The following is a 17,572-nucleotide window of genomic DNA, read 5'->3' as shown; positions in this document are numbered from 1 at the left end:
GCGCACGGCGAGTGGCCAACAACCCTAATCATTCGTCATCCCACCATTCGCGCGTGAATAAGAGCCGGCAACATGCCTGCCTGACGAGGGGCGCCGAACTTCAGTTCCCATCCTCCGACGTTTAGGAGCTTGTCATAGGTGAGGCCGCCGCGGCCAGCTTCACCCACAGCCGCCTGAAGGCTACCAAGGTTTTGCTGGGTGCCCAGGCCAACCATTTCTGGGCTCGCACCTCTGCTGGCCATGTTCTGAGCGTATTCGGCGATGTGCTTGCTTGCATTTCCGTGCACCCAAACCTTGACATCACCGGCAGCCAACTCGAAGGAACTTGGCATTCCACCGGTGCCCGGAATCTCTGGCTGGGTGCCCTTGATGTCATCCCATACGGACCCACCGCAGTTGTGTACCAACACCGGCACGTTGCCGGCGACTACATAGTACGTGTGGAGGCCGTCTACGGTGAGGTTGTAGACCTGCTGGTGCTCAGTCCACTTGCGGACTGCCACCACTGTGGCCGACCGGTGGTCCGCGGTCTCAAACTCATACCCGGGTTCGAGGTCCTTCGCGTCGACCCAACGACCGTCGCCATGCTCCCAGAAGGGGTGACCGCCGGTGGCGGTGAGCTTCGCGGTTTGGTCGCCCGCATCACCGTCGGTGTCGACAGTGATCTCGACGAGGTCCTTACTACCGGCACCTACGATCAACGCGGTGACGACACGCGCCTCGGTTCGGCCGGTGGTGGGGTCGGTGGCGAGTACCCGGTCACCGATACGGACCTCACTGATCGCTTTACGACTACCGTCGGCCAGCAAGACTCTGGTGGACGAAGTGAAGCTGTTGCTCCGGCAGCCCCCGTTAAACAGGCGTCCGGCGAAACCACGGACCTTCGACGCACCAGCGGTGATCGCTCTGCCGCCAGCACCCAGGACATTTCCGACGGCACTGCCGGCCGCCCGTAGGCCGCCGCCGACGGCCCGGGCTCCGGCGCCGATCGCTCGGCCGGCGAGGGGGCCGAGGGCACCGCCGACCGCGCCGAACGCAGTGCCCATCGCCACCTCGCCGAGCAGGTCGATGCCGCGCTTTCCGTTCATGCCGCCGGTGATGGCCGAGCCGACCGCACCCGCGAGGGCACCACACGCCACCGCGCCGACGCCGGTCCAACCAATCGCAAAACCGCAGCCAACACCGACTCCGACGCCGGCCGCGATGCCGGCGATCTCGGCGGCATGGTCCTCGACGAACTGGGTTGACTTGTCCCATACTTCGCTTACGCCCTCGACCAGCGGCGCCACTTTCTCCGCGGCCGCGTTCAAGAGCTTCTCTCGGAACTTCTCCGGGTCCTTGATGGCCTGGGCGGTGACCGAGACGACACTGGCCGCGACTTTGATGCCGGCAGAAATTCGTTCCGCTGTTGCGATCAGAGGTTTGGTCAGCGCTTGAACAACCGGCAGTTTGGTGAATTTGACCAGATTTTCCTGCACTGCCTTGGCCGCACGCGTAGCCTTGACCTTGACTTCATGTGCGGCCGCCCGGGCCTGTTCCTTCGCCCAGTCGCCGAGCTTGCCGTCCTTGTAGGCTTTGTAGCCTTCTCTCGCCTTGTTCTTAATCGAGTTCGTAACCGAGCGCGCCTTTTTCTTAACCGCATTGACCTTAGCGCCAACCCAGGTCTTCGCCGCGGTAAGGGCTGATTTCACACGGTTGTACTGCTTAGTAACCCAGGTGCGTGTTTTCTCCCAAAGCCTGACCCCCCAGCTCTTTGCAGAACTCCACAGGCCGGACCCCCAGCTCTTTACAGAATTCCACGTCCGGCCCACAGCCTTCTTGGCGGACTTCCACTTGTTGGATACCCAGCTGCTTGCTTTCTTGACAAAGCTGGGCCAGTGGCCGTCGGGGTCGTAGAAGTCGAGTGGGGCGCCAGCCCCGTAGCCGTACCGGTTGGCCAGAATCGAATCCCCAGCGGCATAGGTGACGCTGTCCCGCGAGGTGAATGAACCGGTACCGGGGTCGTACCAGCGGGCGCCCATGTCGACCTGGCCGGTGTCTGGATCGGTCCAGTCACCCTGGAAGCCCAGGTTGCCGGTGTCGCCGACGCTGTCGATCTTTTGACCGAACGGGTCGTAGGCAGTCGAGTCGTTGAGTGCGGCGAGCTCGGTGTTGGCCGGGTCGAAGGCGGCCACGACATCGCCGTGCATGTCGGTCAGGGACAGCCGTTCGTTGTTGCCCTGGCCGGTGGCGAGCAACTCCCCGCCCGGTCCGCGGGCGAAGTACTCCACCCCGTCGTGGACCACCTCATCCCCGAAGCCGGCGTAGGTGAAGGTCGTCCCGCTACGGGAAATCACCCGGTCCAGGCCGTCGTAGGTGTAGGTCTGCTCGTTGGCCTCGGTGAGCCGGTCGAACGCGTCGAACGAGTACTGCTCGGACAGGCCAGAGCTGGTCCGGGTACTCAAGGTGCCGCGGGCGGTGTACGCGTAGGTGTAGTCGCCGTCGGACAGCAGGCGGTTTCGCTCGTCGAACGTCGCGGTCTTCGACCCGGCGCTGATCCGGTTACCGCTGTCGTCCCACTCGTACCCGACCGTGCCCTCCGGGCTGGTCCACGAGGTGAGCCGGCCCGCCTTGTCGTACGTGTAGGTGTTGTCGCCCGCGCCCGCGGTGCCCGTGGTCTTCTTCTCGGTCACGTGACCGTTCAGGTCGAAGCCGTAGGTGGCCGAGGCGACGGTGGAGCCGGCGCTGTTCCGCAACGTGTCGCTGGCGACCCGACCGATCTCGTCGTACCCGAAGGTGCGAATCCGGCCGCCACCGTAGTCGACCGTCTCCACCTCGCCGGCGGCGTCGTAGCTCAGCTGCTGTGCCTGGCCGGTGATCGAATCGGTGATCGTGTCGAGCCGGCCCTTGACGTAGTCGAAGGTGGACGATCCCGTCAAGTCAGTCCGGGTCGTCATCCGACCGTCGTCGTCGTAGGTGAAGCTGGCGGTGCCGGACGGGCCGGCGGTGGAGAGCAGCGCCCCCTGGTCGTTGTAGGTGTAGGTATTGGCGCCGTCCGGGGCGCTCACGCTGGTGGGCCGTCCCACCAGGTCGTAGCTGAGTTCCCGTGCGGTGGTCGCGGTGTCGCCGCCTGAGCCGGTCTCGGCGGTGAGCCGGCCGCCGGCGTCGTAGGTCCGCTGCCGGCTGACGTCGCCCGGTGCGCTCAACCGGACCGCCTGACCTTCGGCGTCGTAGCCGATCGTCCAGGTGCGGTCGGCCACCGCCGGGTGGGCGGTTGTCGCCGGTTCGATCGTCGACTCCGGCAGGCCGAGCGTGTTGTACGTGTAGATGGTCGAGTTACCCCGGCCATCGGTGTAGCGGGTCCGGTTGCCGGCGACGTCGTAGCCGAAGGTGGTGGTGATCGACTTATCGTCGGTCACCGGCTCGATCTGCGTGCGTAGCCGGCTCAACGCGTCGTACTCGTACCGGGTGACCGTGCCGTACGGATCCGTTGACGAGGTCATGTTGCTTGCCTCGTCGTATTCGTACGTCTGGCGACGAAGCAGGGTCCCGTCCGCGTCCAGGCTGGCATCGCTGGCGCGGTCGCCAAACCGGTCGTACTCGATGCTGACGGTGCGGCCCAGTCCGTCGGCGGCACGGATTTGCCGGCTCGCGTAGTCGTAGCCGAAGACCATCGACTCGCCAGTGGGCGCGGTGGTCCGGATCATGTCACCCACGCTGTCGTAGGCGTTGACCGTCGTCGCACCCGACGGCGACACGACCGAGGTCAGATTGCCGTAGTCGTCGTAGGCCATCGTGGTGACGAGGTTCCGGGGCGTCGGGTGCCGTTCCACGCGGGTCTGCGTGATCTGGCGGTCCAGATCGTCGTAGGTAGATTCGATCCGCGCGCCGGTCGGGTCGGTGACCGACAGCACTTCCCCGACCCGGGTGTACGTGTAGTGGGTCACGGCCCGGTCATCGTTGGTCGATGCCGGATCGTCCAGGGTGACAAGACGGTTGAGCTGGTCGTAGGTGAACCTGGTGGTGCCACTCGGGCGGATTGCCTCGACAACGTTGCCGAGCCCGTCGTAGCTCTGTCGGGTTTCCGGGATGATCTGCTCGGAGACTCCCGGCGGCAGGTAGGCCGGGGCTAGGGTGCGCACCGGACGGCCGAGTTTGTCGTACTCGACGTGGGAGATCTGTCCGCGTGGGTCACGCGTGGCGACCTGCTCGCCGAAGGTGTTGTAGCTGAACGCGACCTCGGCGCTGGTCGGGACGGGCTCGCTGCCATTGCTCTCCGCCGCCGCCGCTGGACCGGTCGACCTGACCTGCCGGCCGAGTTCGTCGTATTCGTAGGTGGTGGTGAAGGCGGCCTTGTCGGCACCGCTCACGTTGCCCCGGGGGTCGGTGGCGCTCAGCCGCAAGCCCCGCTGGTCATACGTGTAGCTGGTCGTCCGGGTCTCGCTCCCTGCCGTCACCTTCTCGGTCAGCAGGTTGCCGTCATCGTCGTAGGTGTAGTCAACGGTTTCCGTGACAACTGGCACGACCCACGGCACATTGGAGGCCTTGCCACTGCGGGTCGTCCGCGTCACGTTGCCGTTGAAGTCGTACGCCATGGTGTTGGTCCGGGTCAGCCCGGTCGGATCCAGGACACTGGTGAGGAGTTTGCCCGCCCGGTCATACGTGAACTCGCTCGTCCGGGTGCCGTTAGCTTCCTTCTTGAGGGTGAGGTTGCCGGCCGCGTCGTACTGGCGTTCCTCGACTACATAGTCACGGGTGGTTCCGTCCTGGTCCCGGAAGTCCTTCATCGTGATGGCTTGCAGGCGGTCGTCCCGGTAGTACGTGTACTCCAGGCGACGACCCATCGCATCGGTGTCGCTGGCGAGTCGGCCCGCGTGGTCATACGAGTAGGCGTGCAACACCAGATAGTCGCCGGTGTCCGGGGCCGGGGTGCCATCCGGGTCGCTACGCCAGTCGCGCAGTCGCACCTCGGCGACCTTGTTCTGAGCCGTGTACGCCCAGTCGTACCGGTTGTCGTTGGCATCCACCATGGACGTTCGGTTGCCGAACCGGTCGTACTCGTGGCTTTCCTCGTTGCCTTCGGCGTCGATCATCCGCACTGGGCGGTTGTACTCGTCGTACTCGGTGGTGACGATCCGCTCCGGGTCATCGCCGAGCAGGTCGGCGACGGTTACCTCGGTGACGTTGCCATCCGCGTCGTACTCGTTGGTGGTGCGCGCCTGATGCTTCGCACCGGAGATCGCCTCGGTGGTTACCGGGCCGGTGACGGTCTTGACCCGGGAGTGTTCGTCGTAGGTGAAGGTGGTGGTGACACCCTCGGGGTAGGAGTCCGAGACGATCTTCTCGGTGAGCTGCCGCCCGATCGTGTCATAGGTGTACTCGCTGACCAGACCACCTGGCTCGGTCACCCGGGCGAGGTCGCCGTTGCTGTAGTAGAGGAAGCGGGTGACCTTGCCGCGGGCATCGGTGCTGGTCTTGATCAGACCTGCCGGTGGATTCCCGCCGCCGAAGGCGACTTCGGCACCGAAGGTGTACGTGTGCCTGACGGTGCTGCCGTCCGGGTTGGTTTGGCGGGTCAGCTGGCCGTCTATCGCGTATTCGAAGGTGGTGCGGTACCGGTTGTCGGTGGGGCTGCTCGACCGGCTGTCCCGCGACTCGACGACCAGGTCCACCCGTGGGTCCAGCCGATCGGTGATGGTGGCGGAGTAGGTGAAGTAGCTGGTATGACACTCGGAGGTGGTACGGCAGTTCTTACGGGTCGCCAGGCGACCCTTGCTGTCGTAGGTCATCTCCACCGAGTCACCGTTTTCGTTGGTGACCTTGGTCTGGTGGCCCTTTTCGTCGTATGAGTAGCTGCGGATCGCCATACCGTCGAGCGGATGCTCGACGAAGACCGGCCCACCGGAGTCGCCCGGAATGATTGTGCAGAAGGCTGGATCGACGGGGTCCGGTTTCGTGCACGTCTCGCCGGGCGGAGGACTCGGCGAAGGGGTTGGCTCCCCCGGCCGGTCCTCCGGCCGGGTTTCCAGGCCGAGCGGGGTGCCGGAGCGCAGCAGCTGCCCGGTCAGCGCGTCGTACTCGTAGAGATGCGGACGGTTGGCCGGGTCCAGGAGCTGGACACTCCGACGGAGATCGTTGTCCCCGCCGTAGATAGCCGGCTGACCGATCTTCCAGGTACCACCGTTCTCGTCGGTGTATTCCTTGACCCGGTCGGTGGCGGTGTCGTAGACAACCTCGCTGGCGACCTTGCCGCTGGGTAGCGTGATCTTGGTGAGTTGCTGCGCGGCGGGCTTCGCGTAGTCGAAGTGCGCGGCAGCGGCCTCCGGGCCGAGCGGATGTGAGTAGACGGCAACCTCGTCGATCGTGCCGGCGAAGTGCCGCTTGGCGGTAAACCCCCAGCCCGGCCAGGAGGCGGGCGTCGTAGCCGACGCAGCACCGACCTGGTTGAACGTCAACAGCGAGTGTTTGATGGGCTGCCCGGTCCGCTCGCCGACCTCAACGCCGTCCAGATACATGGTCTGGGTGGCGCCCATGGCGGAGAGCACGACGTGGTGCCACTCGCCGTCATTGACCGCGACGGAGGAGGTGATCGGGGCGATGGTGCCTCCGCCGAGCTGACCACGCAGGCGGCCGTCGGTGCCCGTGTAGAGGATCGGCACCCCGCTGGTGGCAGCGGAGTCGAGGGTCTTGTCCTGGTAGCCGATCAGCGGGCCACCGGTCTGGGTCTTGCCGACCTTGAACCAGAGCTCGATAGCGGTGTCACGACTCTTTTTCACCAGGCCCTTTGGCATCTCCATATAGGAGGTGCTGCCGTTGAAGGAGACCGCGGTGTCACCGGCACCCTCGATCACACCGGGCTGGTCGAGGGTCACGTGGTGATAGGTGGCGGCGTCCTTGCCCAGGTTGATCGCGACGTCGCTGCCCGCCGCGGTGCCCTCACTCTCCCCGAGTCGGTAGTACGAGTCCGGGCGGGCGTCGAGCACGGCGGTTCGGTAGTGCGAGCCCTCCGCGTACTCGTAGCTGGTACAGGCGTCCGTCGGCGAGCACACCTTGGTGAGCAGATCGCCGCTGTAGGTGTAGGTCCAGGTCAGCGGGGTACCGTCAATCGCGTCGGTCTTGACGGCGGTGATGTGGTCGCCGGTCCAGGTGAAGTGAAGTGCCCGGCCGGCGGTGTTGGTGAAGCTGTTCGCGACCTGCGCCCGGGCCAACCTGCCGGAGATGACGTCGTACAACAGCTTGACCGACCGGGCCATCTTGTCGGTGATCTTGATTAGCTTGCCGGTCAGGGCGAACTCGTAGGTGGTGCCGGAGCGGTCGAGCAGTTTCCAGCCCGCGTCATCGAGGGTCAGCTGGGCCACCCGACCGGACGGCGCGACGTACGTCCCGTCGAAGTTCCGCCCGAACCGCACCTCCTGCCCGTCCGGGTAGCGGATCACCACGTTGCCGGAGCCGTCATCGTCCGGCGTCAGCTTCATGTCGTACCGACTGGACCAGCCGGCGCCAAAGACCGCGTCCGGCCGCGGATCGAGGCTGTTGTAGGTCCGGAGCAGGTTCAGCTCCGGACCAACGGTCACGGCCGTAACATCGATCGCCGAGGTACTGACGTTGCCGACCTGGGTGTCGAAGTCACGCCCGCGCTCGGCGTCCGGCGATCCGGCGATCCGGGAGAGCAGGTCCGGTTGGGGCACGGAGGTGAGCATCACCGAGTCGGGGGAGCGCACCTCGTTGGCGCCGTCCTTGACGTAGGCACGCCACAGGTAGGACTCGCCCCAGGACAGGCGACCGTCCGGGATCGCCCACGCTTGTTCGTCGAGGTAGCCGGAGTCCGTGCAGTTGGCTTCCCCGCCGTCGTCGGTGCGGTCACACACCTCGAACTTGAAGCTGAGAGTTGCCCCGGGCGGGGCGTCGGTGTCCACGGCCTGCGCCCACAACAGCGGGTTCAGGGTGGAGGCCTGGTACCCGTTCGGTGGGTACAGCTCCTGCACCACCGGTGGCACGTCGAAGACCTGGAGCACGATCCGGCCCGGCGGGACCTGGTGATCGGTGAAGACGGCGCCGCCGGTACGAACCATGGTGAAGTCGAGGAAGTACGTTGCCGGTTCCAGCCGCTTCACCAGGGCGTCGAGGGTGACCGTGGCACCGCGGGCGAGGGTCGCCGGCAGGCTCGCTGACCGCTGCTGGGTGACGGCCTCCCCCGTCTGGGCGTTGTAGGCCCGATAGGCGAGGTAGTAGTTCGCGGGCGTCCAGTCCTCGGAGCCCCGGTTGGTGACCGTCACCTGCACGTTGCCGTCCTGGTTTCGCAGGACGGGCGGCTCCGGGGTCGGGTTCGGGATCGCGTACTCGGCGTTGTAGGGCGAGTGGGTGATGTACAGCGTGGGCGCGTTGGCGGTACCGGTGCCGGCAAGCCGTTTCCAGGCCGAGGAGTCGGTGGTCGAGGCCCGCAGCGACAGACCGTTGTTGGCCTGCTCACCGTTCACCCACCGCTGCACCAGGTCCCGTCCGGCCGTACCAAGGTCGAACATCTCGTTGGCCGCCGGGCACGCCGACTGGGATTGCCCCAGGCCGATGTAGCCATGCGCGAACGAGCGGCTGGCGAGCGAGCTACCCACCGAGGGACCGGGGTACGAGTGGCCGGTGCCGGCGGTCCACGACTCGGTCACCGGGTGAACGGTGATCTTCCGCGGCTTGCAGGAGGCCGCGTCGTAGTTGACCACGGACAGGGCGGCCCCGTGGATAGTTTGATTACGTAGCTGGTCAACCAGCCCGGTGAACTTCACGTACGCCGCCGCGTTGGCGCCGCTGGCGCGGCCCACCAGCAACTCCTGGCTTCCGGAGGTGGAGCTGCTGCCGTGCACGTACATGCCGCTGTCCGCGCCCTCGCCGGTAACCGTCGGGTCGACCTCGACCGGGAAGCGCCGATCCGGATCGTTCAACCACGCCGAATCCAGCGTCACTCGCAGCGCGGGTCGGTCGTCGGCATCAATCAGTGCGTAACGCACGCCGGTCGAGGTGGCAGGACCGCGATCGCCCGCACCCGCATCCACCATGTACCCAGGCGGGATGACCGCCCGCCGCACGCCGGCGTTGTCGGTCAGTACGACCTGCCCGTCGACGAGCCGGGCGGTCAGGCCGCGTAGGTGAAGCGGGAAGAGGTACGAGGTCGAAGCGGCGGCGGAGTGCAGAACGAGGGTCTCCTTGACCCCGCCGGCACGCGGCTCCAGGCGTAGATCCAGCTCCGGCTGGACGCGGGGATAGGTAACCGCGTCGCCAGCTACCTCTCCGGCCTTACCAACGACGTCGGCGATGCTGTATCCGAACTCGACCCCCTCGTCGAAAGTCATCCGGACGAGATCGTCCGCGTCCGACCGCGGAGCCAGCCGGACCTGCGTCGCGTCCGCCGCGTTCTGCCAACCACCGTCACCGTTGGGTACCAGACTGCTGTCAATCGGTGCCCAGCCACCGGCGGAGGTCTGGTAGTTGATCGGCGCGGACGAAAATTCGACGGTCTGGGTGCCGTCGGCGTTGTGGTAGACCCGCTGGTTGGCATCGCGCTCGGCGGGCTGCTCGCGACTGGTCTTCCGGTCGAAGCCCTCCACCTCGCCGGCCGGCGGCTTCTCCACGCTGGCCTTGTTGACGACCGACTTCGGCTCCTGTGCCAGGCGATGCAGCGGGTAGCGACCGCGCTGCGTGGTCGGCAACTCCCGATTGACCCGGTTCTGGGCAGCCTGATCGTGATCGCTTCCGATCGCTGCCGAACCCCACTCCTGGGCGGGCGCCCCGGCCGCGGCCCTGCGCCCGGCCTCGTCTTCCTCGGCGGGCAGCGGCGACAGGCCACTCACCCCGCTGCCGCCCAGACCGAGAGCGAGTACGCCAACCATGGCGGCAGCGACGAGAGAACGCACCGCGCCGGTGCGCAGCAGCGGAGCACGCCTCGGCGGCTGCGCCGACCGCTCGAACGTACGTCGAAGACCGAAGGACATTGTCAACCCCTGGGCTGATGGATCAATTGACAAGCAGGAGAAAGTGCAGGGCAAATGCGCTAAGAAAACGGTCCAAACGACGCGCAAATCTGGACATTACTGACACAAAATGCCGGAATATGCCGGACTACACCTGCCGCAGCAGACCAAGCGCAAGCGTCAGGTCAACGTGAGGAAAAACCCGGCACGCAGGGACAGTAGGCACGCCAGCCGTGGTCGTCAAAGCCATCGAAGCATTGTCAACTTCCTATACTTCAACCCAGTCGTTCGACCGTCCATCATCACTCCCCGTTACTGTCCTGTCGCGACTCGCCGCCGTACGATCCCAGCAACCCACCCCACTGTCAAGGCGTCATCCCACCCACCAGACCAGCCAGGACCGACTTCTGACAAGACAGCGATGACTGGACATGATGCAGCTCCGATCACGTACCATCCAGCACATCCAGAGCGACAGGACTTACAAGACCGCCAGTCATAACAACCAATTTCATCCTGTTGTTAACGCTAGGACACACAAGCCAAGAATGACCAGATCCATACAACGCGAAAGGACTCGGAATGTTCCGACCCATATCTAGTCACACCCGGGAAACCGTCCCCAGGCGCGGCGCTCTCCGTTTAGGGTTGGCGATAGCGCTAATCGGCAGCGGCATCACCGTCACCTCTGGGGCACACCCCGCACAGGCTGCCGAAGATGCGTTCAGCTGCACCGGCGCAGCACAGTTCTTCAACTCCACCAGCGCTGGCACACTGACCCACCGGACTTATGCAACCCCAGGGCGTACCGGCGGGCAGTGGACCGCCGGCACCACCATCGGCCCGTCCGGCTGGAAACAGTTCGGACGCGTGCTGGGCGGTCCCGACGGACGGGTCTACGGAATCAAGTCGGAAGGGATGTTCCGCTACCGGTGGACCGGTTCCGAGTGGGAAAAAATCGACGGCCTGTACGGACGGCAGATCAGCTCCAGCCTCGGGTCTTACGCCGAATCGGCAAATCGCAACAAGATCACCATTGACGAGTCGGGTGACTTCTACACCATCGACAACACCGGAAGGCTTCGCTGGCACCGATACAGCGAATCGTCAAAGACGTGGACCGTCGATGGCCGAGTGATCGACACGGGGTGGGACCGGTACAATCTCTTGTTCGCCACCTCCCCGGGAGTCCTCTACGCCCGCGCCGCCGACGGTCGTCTCTACCGGTATCGGTTCGACCCGACAACGCAGCGTTGGATCAGCCGCGACCGCCTCGTCGGTTCACCCGGCTGGGCCGCTTACACCCGCCTCTTCTCCGCCGGCGGTGACACCGTCTACGGCGTCCAGGACGACGGCGACCTCTACCAGTACCGCTACCGGGAGGACCTGCTCAATTGGGAGCTCGTCTTCCACAAGGTCGGTGCTGGCTGGGGTTTCCCCGAGGTCTTCGCGACCACGAACACCTGCCACCAGGGCGCGATCAGCAGCCCCGTGCTCCCTTCGATACCGGTGCAGCCGAACATGCCGATCGCGGCGATGCAGGCCCCAGCCGCCTCGACAGCCCTCGGCACCCTGCAAATCGCCTACAACGACAGCATCGGCCAAATCCGATACGGCCGGGCTAACCCCGACGCCCTCGGCACGATCCAATGGTCAGCCCCCGCCAACATCGTGCACGCCGGCACACCAGTCCTCGTCGCGGACGCCGAAGACAACGTCAACGTCTTCAACCAAACCAGCACCAGCGACATCCAACAACTCACCCAGAAGGACCCAGCCTCCCCCGACTGGAAACCCTGGCTGGAACTCGGCGGCGCCATGAAATCCACCCCCGCCGCGATACAACTCTCCGACGAAAGCCTCGCCGTCTTCGCCTACGACACCAACGGCACCCTCTGGTCACGGCAACAAGACGGAACCACCGGCGACCTCCTACCCTGGACCTCCACCGGCGCCACCGGCCTAACCGGCACCCCAATCGCCCAAATCGGGCCTGACCGCACCGCCACCATCCTCGCCACCACCAGCACCGGCAAAGTCCAAACCGCCACCTGGAAAGCCGGAACCCTCACCACCGAATGGGCCGACCTCGGCGACACACAGTTCACCGGCCCGCTAACCACCACCCTCCTACCCGGATACCGCGTGATGGCCGCCGGCCGCGCCACCAACGGCACCGTCCAAACCCAACTACAGAACATCGACGGCACCTGGCCCGGCACCTGGACCACAATCGGTGACGACTCAATCACCCCCGACGGATCACCCAGTGCCATCCTCAGCCCCACCACCGGCCGCGTGTGGGTCTTCATCCGCGCCACTGACGGCAACATCTACCGCACCCGCCAAACCGCCGCAGGATCAACCACCTGGACAACCTGGGGACCCGTCACCTTCGGAGAAACCTACGCCGTCGACCCCACCGCATTCACCTGGCAAAACTCAAACGGCCACCACATCGGCTTCGTAACCCGCAACACCAACAGCTCCGTCCGCCTCTACGCCGCAGACGAAACAACCCTCACCAGAGCCACCAGGGCCACCAAGCCCACCACATTCACCCAACACCACATCCCCACACCACACGAGTAACAACTAGCCCCGCCGGTGGCTGACGAACTCGTGTGGCCACCGGCGGGCCCACTCCAGACGACGGGCCCCATCACGTCAGCCGGGTTCAAGGAGTCACGCGTCGAAGTAGCCCGACGATCATTGCCGCAGGTGTCGTTGAGCCCGGACGTCACCCGCGGCTCATGTGTGACAGAGGCCGCAGCTTCGAACCCCTCGATAAGACTCTCCACCAGCGGCGGCGCTCACTCGACCCCTAGGTGACCGGTCACACGACAACGGACGGGCGAATCCGGCCGCGAGCGTCTGGTAGCACTACGTAAACGCCCGGTTGGTCCGGCCATTCCGCCGACCGGAACCAGATCTCCGCCGCCTGCTCGGGTGGCCAGATGGTGGCCCAATCCCACCGTGCCCCCGCAAGTTTGGCGCTGGTGAGAACGGCACCGTAGAGGTTGGCCTCGCGGAGGTTGACGCCGGTGAGGTTGGCGCGATCGAGGTTGGCCTCACGAAGGTCGGCGCTGGTGAGGTCGACGCCGGTGAGATTGACTCCGCGAAGGTCAACGCCGGCAAGGTTGACGCCGGCAAGGTCAACACCGGCGAGATCGGCACCGATGAGGAGCGCGCCGGTGAGGTTGACGTCGGTGAGGTCCGCGCCACGGAGGTCAACACCGGCGAGGTTCGCGCCGGTGAGGTCGACATCGGTGAGGTCCGCGCCACGGAGGTCAACACCGGCGAGGTTCGCACCGGTGAGGTCGACGCCGGCGAAGTTGGCGCGGGCCAGGTTAACTCCGACGAGATCGACCTCGCGAAGATCCCTGTTGTTGAGCTCCGCACCAGCCACGTCGTTCATGCGGGAATCGCCAATGCGCGAGGCGTCCTGACGGAGATCGGCGTTGGGCAGGCTACCGCGTTGCGGGCTGGCGAAGGCTGGGGTACGTCGGCTCAACGCAGCAATGAGGTGTCTTAACCGGCCAGGTCGGGCTGCTCGTGGTGAGTGAAAGGCGGGGGTGGAACGACCGAGCGCGAGCACGAGTTGACGGCGAAAGGAGTCAGTCGACATCGGAAGAATCCGCATCTCCTGAGGCCAGCTTCTGGTCCGTTGCCAGCGGGGGTGGTACGGAACGGCTGAGGGGTAATGTCGAGTGGTGGTGCGATGTGTCCACTTCGATCGGTGCCAGGTCAACCTGGCGCAGAACTTTTTCGATCAGTAGCGGTGCGGTGATGCCGAGAAGCCCGGCGGCTAAGGGGCTGGCCAGGCGCCCGTCCGCGCCGATGAGGGCGGCCAGTCCCGCGCCGGCGGCGAGCCGAAGCACGACTGAGGCCAGGTAAGCGGGGAGCCCTGGCTCGTCGGGGCGTTTCCAGGGCAGGGTTTTCGCACGTCGCAACGCAGCGCCGAGTTCGAGTGCTTCCACGATGAAGCTACCTAGCAGCCCCCAGAGGGCCGACTCCATAGTGGAAAGGGGCTCGAACGGCATAGGCGCACAATAGCCGCCCCCTTCCTTCTGCCACCGGTTGGCCACCGGTGGACCGCCAGCCCGCCAGCAGCTACGGGAGAACGTCGAAGACGGCGAAATCTTAGAACCCGGACCGAGGTCGAATCAATATCAGAACTATGAAGGTGGTAAATAATCACACCGCCATGCGGTACACGATGTTCACGTGAACGTTCGATTGGTTGCCATCCACCCACAACAGGCCAGTGAGTCACCGTCGAAAGCGCAAAATCCGATATTTTACCTAAAACCCATCAAACCATCCAGTATGGGCACTCCCAGTGTTCAGCACCGCCCCATCCCGCCGGTGACACGAGTCAGTTGACGGCCAGGTCGCGCGGCTGACGACTCACGCCACCATCCGGTGCCGAACTGCCGTTCGTGCTCGCCGCCGCGTCGGTGACAGTGGCGGCGGAGGCTGGTCCTGGTCCCCACGTCGCTGCCCAACTCGTCGGGGCTATCGGGAGCGCTCGTCACGGTGCCCCGCCTGACCTCACGGTCGGGCGGGGCACCGTTGTTGTGGCAGGCGCCGGCGGGACGGCCCCGGTGGCTGCACCCTTGGCGGCCACCGGGGTCCCGTTTCGACTCAGCTGCACTGTGAAGTCTGCAAACCCCCCGGCAACGTTTCCAGGACTTCAACGCGGAAGTTAGCCCCAGCCTTCACCGTGTAGGTCCCGGTTCCCTGGAAGTCCAACCTTTTGGTGGAGGAGTTCAGCGAGAATCCCGTGGGAAGCTGGCCGCCACGGTCTTCCGCCCGAGACAGGGTGTCATAGATATTGAGCACCGGCGGAAGCGGACCGTTCAGACTCTTGGCCGTAAAGCCGCCAGTGAAATTGGCATTCAGCGCCAACTCGCCAGTGTAGGTGGATTGCGTCAGCGACGACACGACGTACCGGGTTGTTTGTGCGGGCACCAGCACACGCTGAGACGGCGCGGTGTGCGTCTCCTTGATCGACTCCGACTGGGTTTCCGAATCTTGGTACGACACCGTCACTGACTCTTCGAGGCCGAGACCGACCACTTTCGAAAGGGAGAAGCTGCCCGAAACCTTCGAGGTTGACGACACACCAGTAGTGACGGTCGTCGACACCGTGTTTGTGAAGGCCTTACTGAACGAGTGGCTCCACAGGGTCTGATCCGAACTTGTGGAGTTCGTCAAACTCGCGCACCCCAGGTAGAACGGGGCACTCGACACCACCTTCGCCGAACCCACCGGAACCGCATCCGATTCCGTAATCAGGATCGGGGTGGCGGTAACCTCAAAACCAAAAGGAGGGTAGGCGTGACTCGACATATCTTCGAGCAGCGTGGTGATGTCGGTGATCGTCGCTGCCTGTGCGGGCGAGGCGGTCATCAACACCGCCGCCGCGGTGCCGATCGACATCGCCACGAGCGCTCGCGTCCTCTTTAACCTCATACCATTCCTCTTCCGACTTGGCGGCTACCCGGTAGGCAACATCCAGATTGCTGGCCCGCGGCGTGCCTCATGACACGACTAGGCCACCCAATCACTTTCCCTTCCGCACACCCGGTCGATCCGACCGAGCGCCGGTGTTGACGTAGACGAATCATACACATGATTGCGTCCCAAGCAATCCTGGCGACACCAAGCGACTTACCGCACCGCCAGAAGCCAGCTCCGACCTCGGCTTTTAGTAAAAAATACAACTTGTCTGCTGCTTCACAGGTGCCTTATGTCACCTATTCCTAGTTACCGATTCGTTACCAGGGTTTATGTATTCGATAAACTAGTAGCCGGGACTCGGCCGGATGCGCCACCGCAACAGCGGGCAATGCGATGGTCACGCAATCCGTCAGCGCAGTGGGGCGTGTGCGGCGTCGACCCGCTCAGCCGGCGAAGGTGGCGGTGTTGACAGTGGAGCGGCGCTATCGCCCAAGGGGTGACCACCCCAGCTCCTCCCGACCGTGCGACGCCAGCCGCCGACACGCCCGGTCATGCACCGACTGACCACGTCCGCCGGCCGTTCGATGTCGAGCACCAGACGTCGTCCACCGGGGACGACACCGCGCATCCACCTTCGCTGGTCACGGGTCGGGCGATCGCCGTCGAGAGGACGTGCTCCAGCCCGAGTAGCCGTCGGACAATAGCCAGCCCGGATCGCCCTGCGACTCAGGGCTTACGGAGCCATGTCTTCGGATCGGTCACGAAGACGCCCTTGCCCTGGTGACGGTTGATCACCTCCAGCGCCTCCAGCCGGATGAACACCTGGCGGATCGTGGACGCGCCGACCTGATGCAGCTCGCAGAGCTGGGCGATCGACGGAAGCTTCTCCCCCGGCTTGAGCTTGCCGCTCTCGACGTCCGTCATGATTCGGTTAGAGATTCTCAGGTAATCCGGTACAGCAGGCATGGCGCTCCTCGCGTGGCTCGTTGACTCGACCACGCATCCCCGCACCCGACAAGCCGATGCTCACCGGAGCCTTGACTCCAGACCCCGATCCCCTACGGAGCTGGAGGCTGGTGACGGACAGGCGAGCGCCTCACCCCAAGGCCGGGAAGGCCGGTGACTCAGGGTTTACGGAGCCATGTCTTCGGATCGGTCACGAAGACGCCCTTGCCCTGGTGACGGTTGATCACCTCCAGCGCCTCCAGTCGCACGTTGACGAGCTGGATCGTGGACGGGCTTACGTGGTACCGCTCGCAAAGCTGAGCGATTGAGGGCAGCTTGTCCCCCGCTTTGTATCGGCCCGACCTGATGTCATCAATGATCTCATCGGAGATCCGGATGTAGTCCGGTGTCGCTGGCATGTCACTCCTCGCGTGGCACCTCCAATTCGATCACGAGAAAGACAAGGACGACAAGTTCAAGATGTTCCTTGCCTACCTTGGCTTCCTTGTATAAGTTGAGCGACAGGTCCTCCTCGCGTGGCAACGAGTAGGGCCGATCCCCCGGTCGGGGTGGGCTGGGCACGGCTCACCCCGGCCCGTCCGGTCCGGAGAGGTGGTTGACGTGCGTAACCCGTTCCGACGTTTCCGTCACTGGCGAGGACGTCCTGCCCCGAGCCACCCCGCTACTCGCACCGGCTCGCTGATCGGTGCGAACGTAGGCCGTTCCACCGGCGCCGACAGCGATGCGGACCGCCACCGGTCGTTCGTCGGCAACGCGGGCGGGCACCACCGGTCGGCGACGCGCTGGCCGTTGACCCCCGATCAGGTACGCCACCGGCAGTTCCCACAGGTCCGGCGGGGACTCGACGCCTCCGAGGTGGAACTCTTCCGCTATCGGGTCGCCGCGGACCTGTCCGCGCTGCAGACCGAGCTGAGGAGCACCCGGGACGAGAACATCCGGATCAAGCGGGCGCTGCGCGACTGGCAGTCCCGGACCACCCCGGGCGTACGGGCAGGACCGCGACCGGCCTCGACGAGAGACCGGGCTTCGTCGTCCATTTGACCCTGCGCGTCGACGACCTCGCCGGTGCACGCCTGCTCGCCCGCTCGTTGGCCCGCTCCCTGGGCTTCCTGCCCGAGCTGGCCCAACGTCGGCCGCGCCCGACGCGACCGGACAACTGCGGCCCGCAACCGGAGGTAGCGGGCCGCAGTCCGACAGCGCGT

Annotated in this window: 8 protein-coding genes; 2 read left to right on the top strand and 6 right to left on the bottom strand. The window is 65.1% G+C overall.

Annotation, left to right across the window (positions count from 1 at the left end):
* Positions 1–35: 35 nt before the first annotated feature.
* Positions 36–9,959, bottom strand: coding sequence for a LamG-like jellyroll fold domain-containing protein (locus tag AC1UKG_RS01910; RefSeq protein WP_482641945.1), 9,924 nt, complete (start codon positions 9,957–9,959; stop codon positions 36–38).
* A 627-nt stretch (positions 9,960–10,586) separates the two neighbouring features.
* On the opposite strand from AC1UKG_RS01910, the gene AC1UKG_RS01905 reads away from it, so the two are divergent.
* The gene (locus AC1UKG_RS01905; RefSeq protein ID WP_482641946.1) at positions 10,587–12,530 is read left to right on the top strand and encodes a tachylectin-related carbohydrate-binding protein; all 1,944 of its coding nucleotides are present in this window, start codon (positions 10,587–10,589) and stop codon (positions 12,528–12,530) included.
* A gap of 244 nt (positions 12,531–12,774) precedes the next feature.
* Here the strand turns inward: AC1UKG_RS01905 and AC1UKG_RS01900 are convergent, their stop codons facing one another.
* The 5 genes from AC1UKG_RS01900 to AC1UKG_RS01880 form a co-directional block, all read right to left on the bottom strand.
* Positions 12,775–13,356, bottom strand: a complete 582-nt coding sequence (locus AC1UKG_RS01900) for a pentapeptide repeat-containing protein (protein ID WP_482641947.1) — start codon at positions 13,354–13,356, stop codon at positions 12,775–12,777.
* A 199-nt stretch (positions 13,357–13,555) separates the two neighbouring features.
* The gene (locus tag AC1UKG_RS01895) at positions 13,556–13,981 is read right to left on the bottom strand and encodes a hypothetical protein (protein ID WP_482641948.1); all 426 of its coding nucleotides are present in this window, start codon (positions 13,979–13,981) and stop codon (positions 13,556–13,558) included.
* Between the two features lie 604 nt (positions 13,982–14,585).
* The gene (locus AC1UKG_RS01890; RefSeq protein ID WP_482641949.1) at positions 14,586–15,416 is read right to left on the bottom strand and encodes an ETX/MTX2 family pore-forming toxin; all 831 of its coding nucleotides are present in this window, start codon (positions 15,414–15,416) and stop codon (positions 14,586–14,588) included.
* A gap of 714 nt (positions 15,417–16,130) precedes the next feature.
* Positions 16,131–16,370 carry a winged helix-turn-helix domain-containing protein gene (locus tag AC1UKG_RS01885; protein ID WP_026271545.1) on the bottom strand — a complete coding sequence of 80 codons (240 nt, stop codon included), beginning with the start codon at positions 16,368–16,370 and terminating at the stop codon, positions 16,131–16,133.
* 158 nt (positions 16,371–16,528) lie between these two features.
* A complete protein-coding gene (locus AC1UKG_RS01880; protein ID WP_018254638.1) occupies positions 16,529–16,768 on the bottom strand; it encodes a winged helix-turn-helix domain-containing protein in 240 nt (79 codons plus the stop codon).
* 193 nt (positions 16,769–16,961) lie between these two features.
* Between AC1UKG_RS01880 and AC1UKG_RS01875 the strand changes: the two genes are divergently transcribed.
* Positions 16,962–17,411 carry a DivIVA domain-containing protein gene (locus tag AC1UKG_RS01875; protein ID WP_482641950.1) on the top strand — a complete coding sequence of 150 codons (450 nt, stop codon included), beginning with the start codon at positions 16,962–16,964 and terminating at the stop codon, positions 17,409–17,411.
* The last annotated feature ends 161 nt before the right edge of the window (positions 17,412–17,572 follow it).

This window comes from Salinispora sp. CH2A1_6 (assembly GCF_056820975.1).
This window is presented reverse-complemented; position numbering and strand designations above follow the sequence as displayed.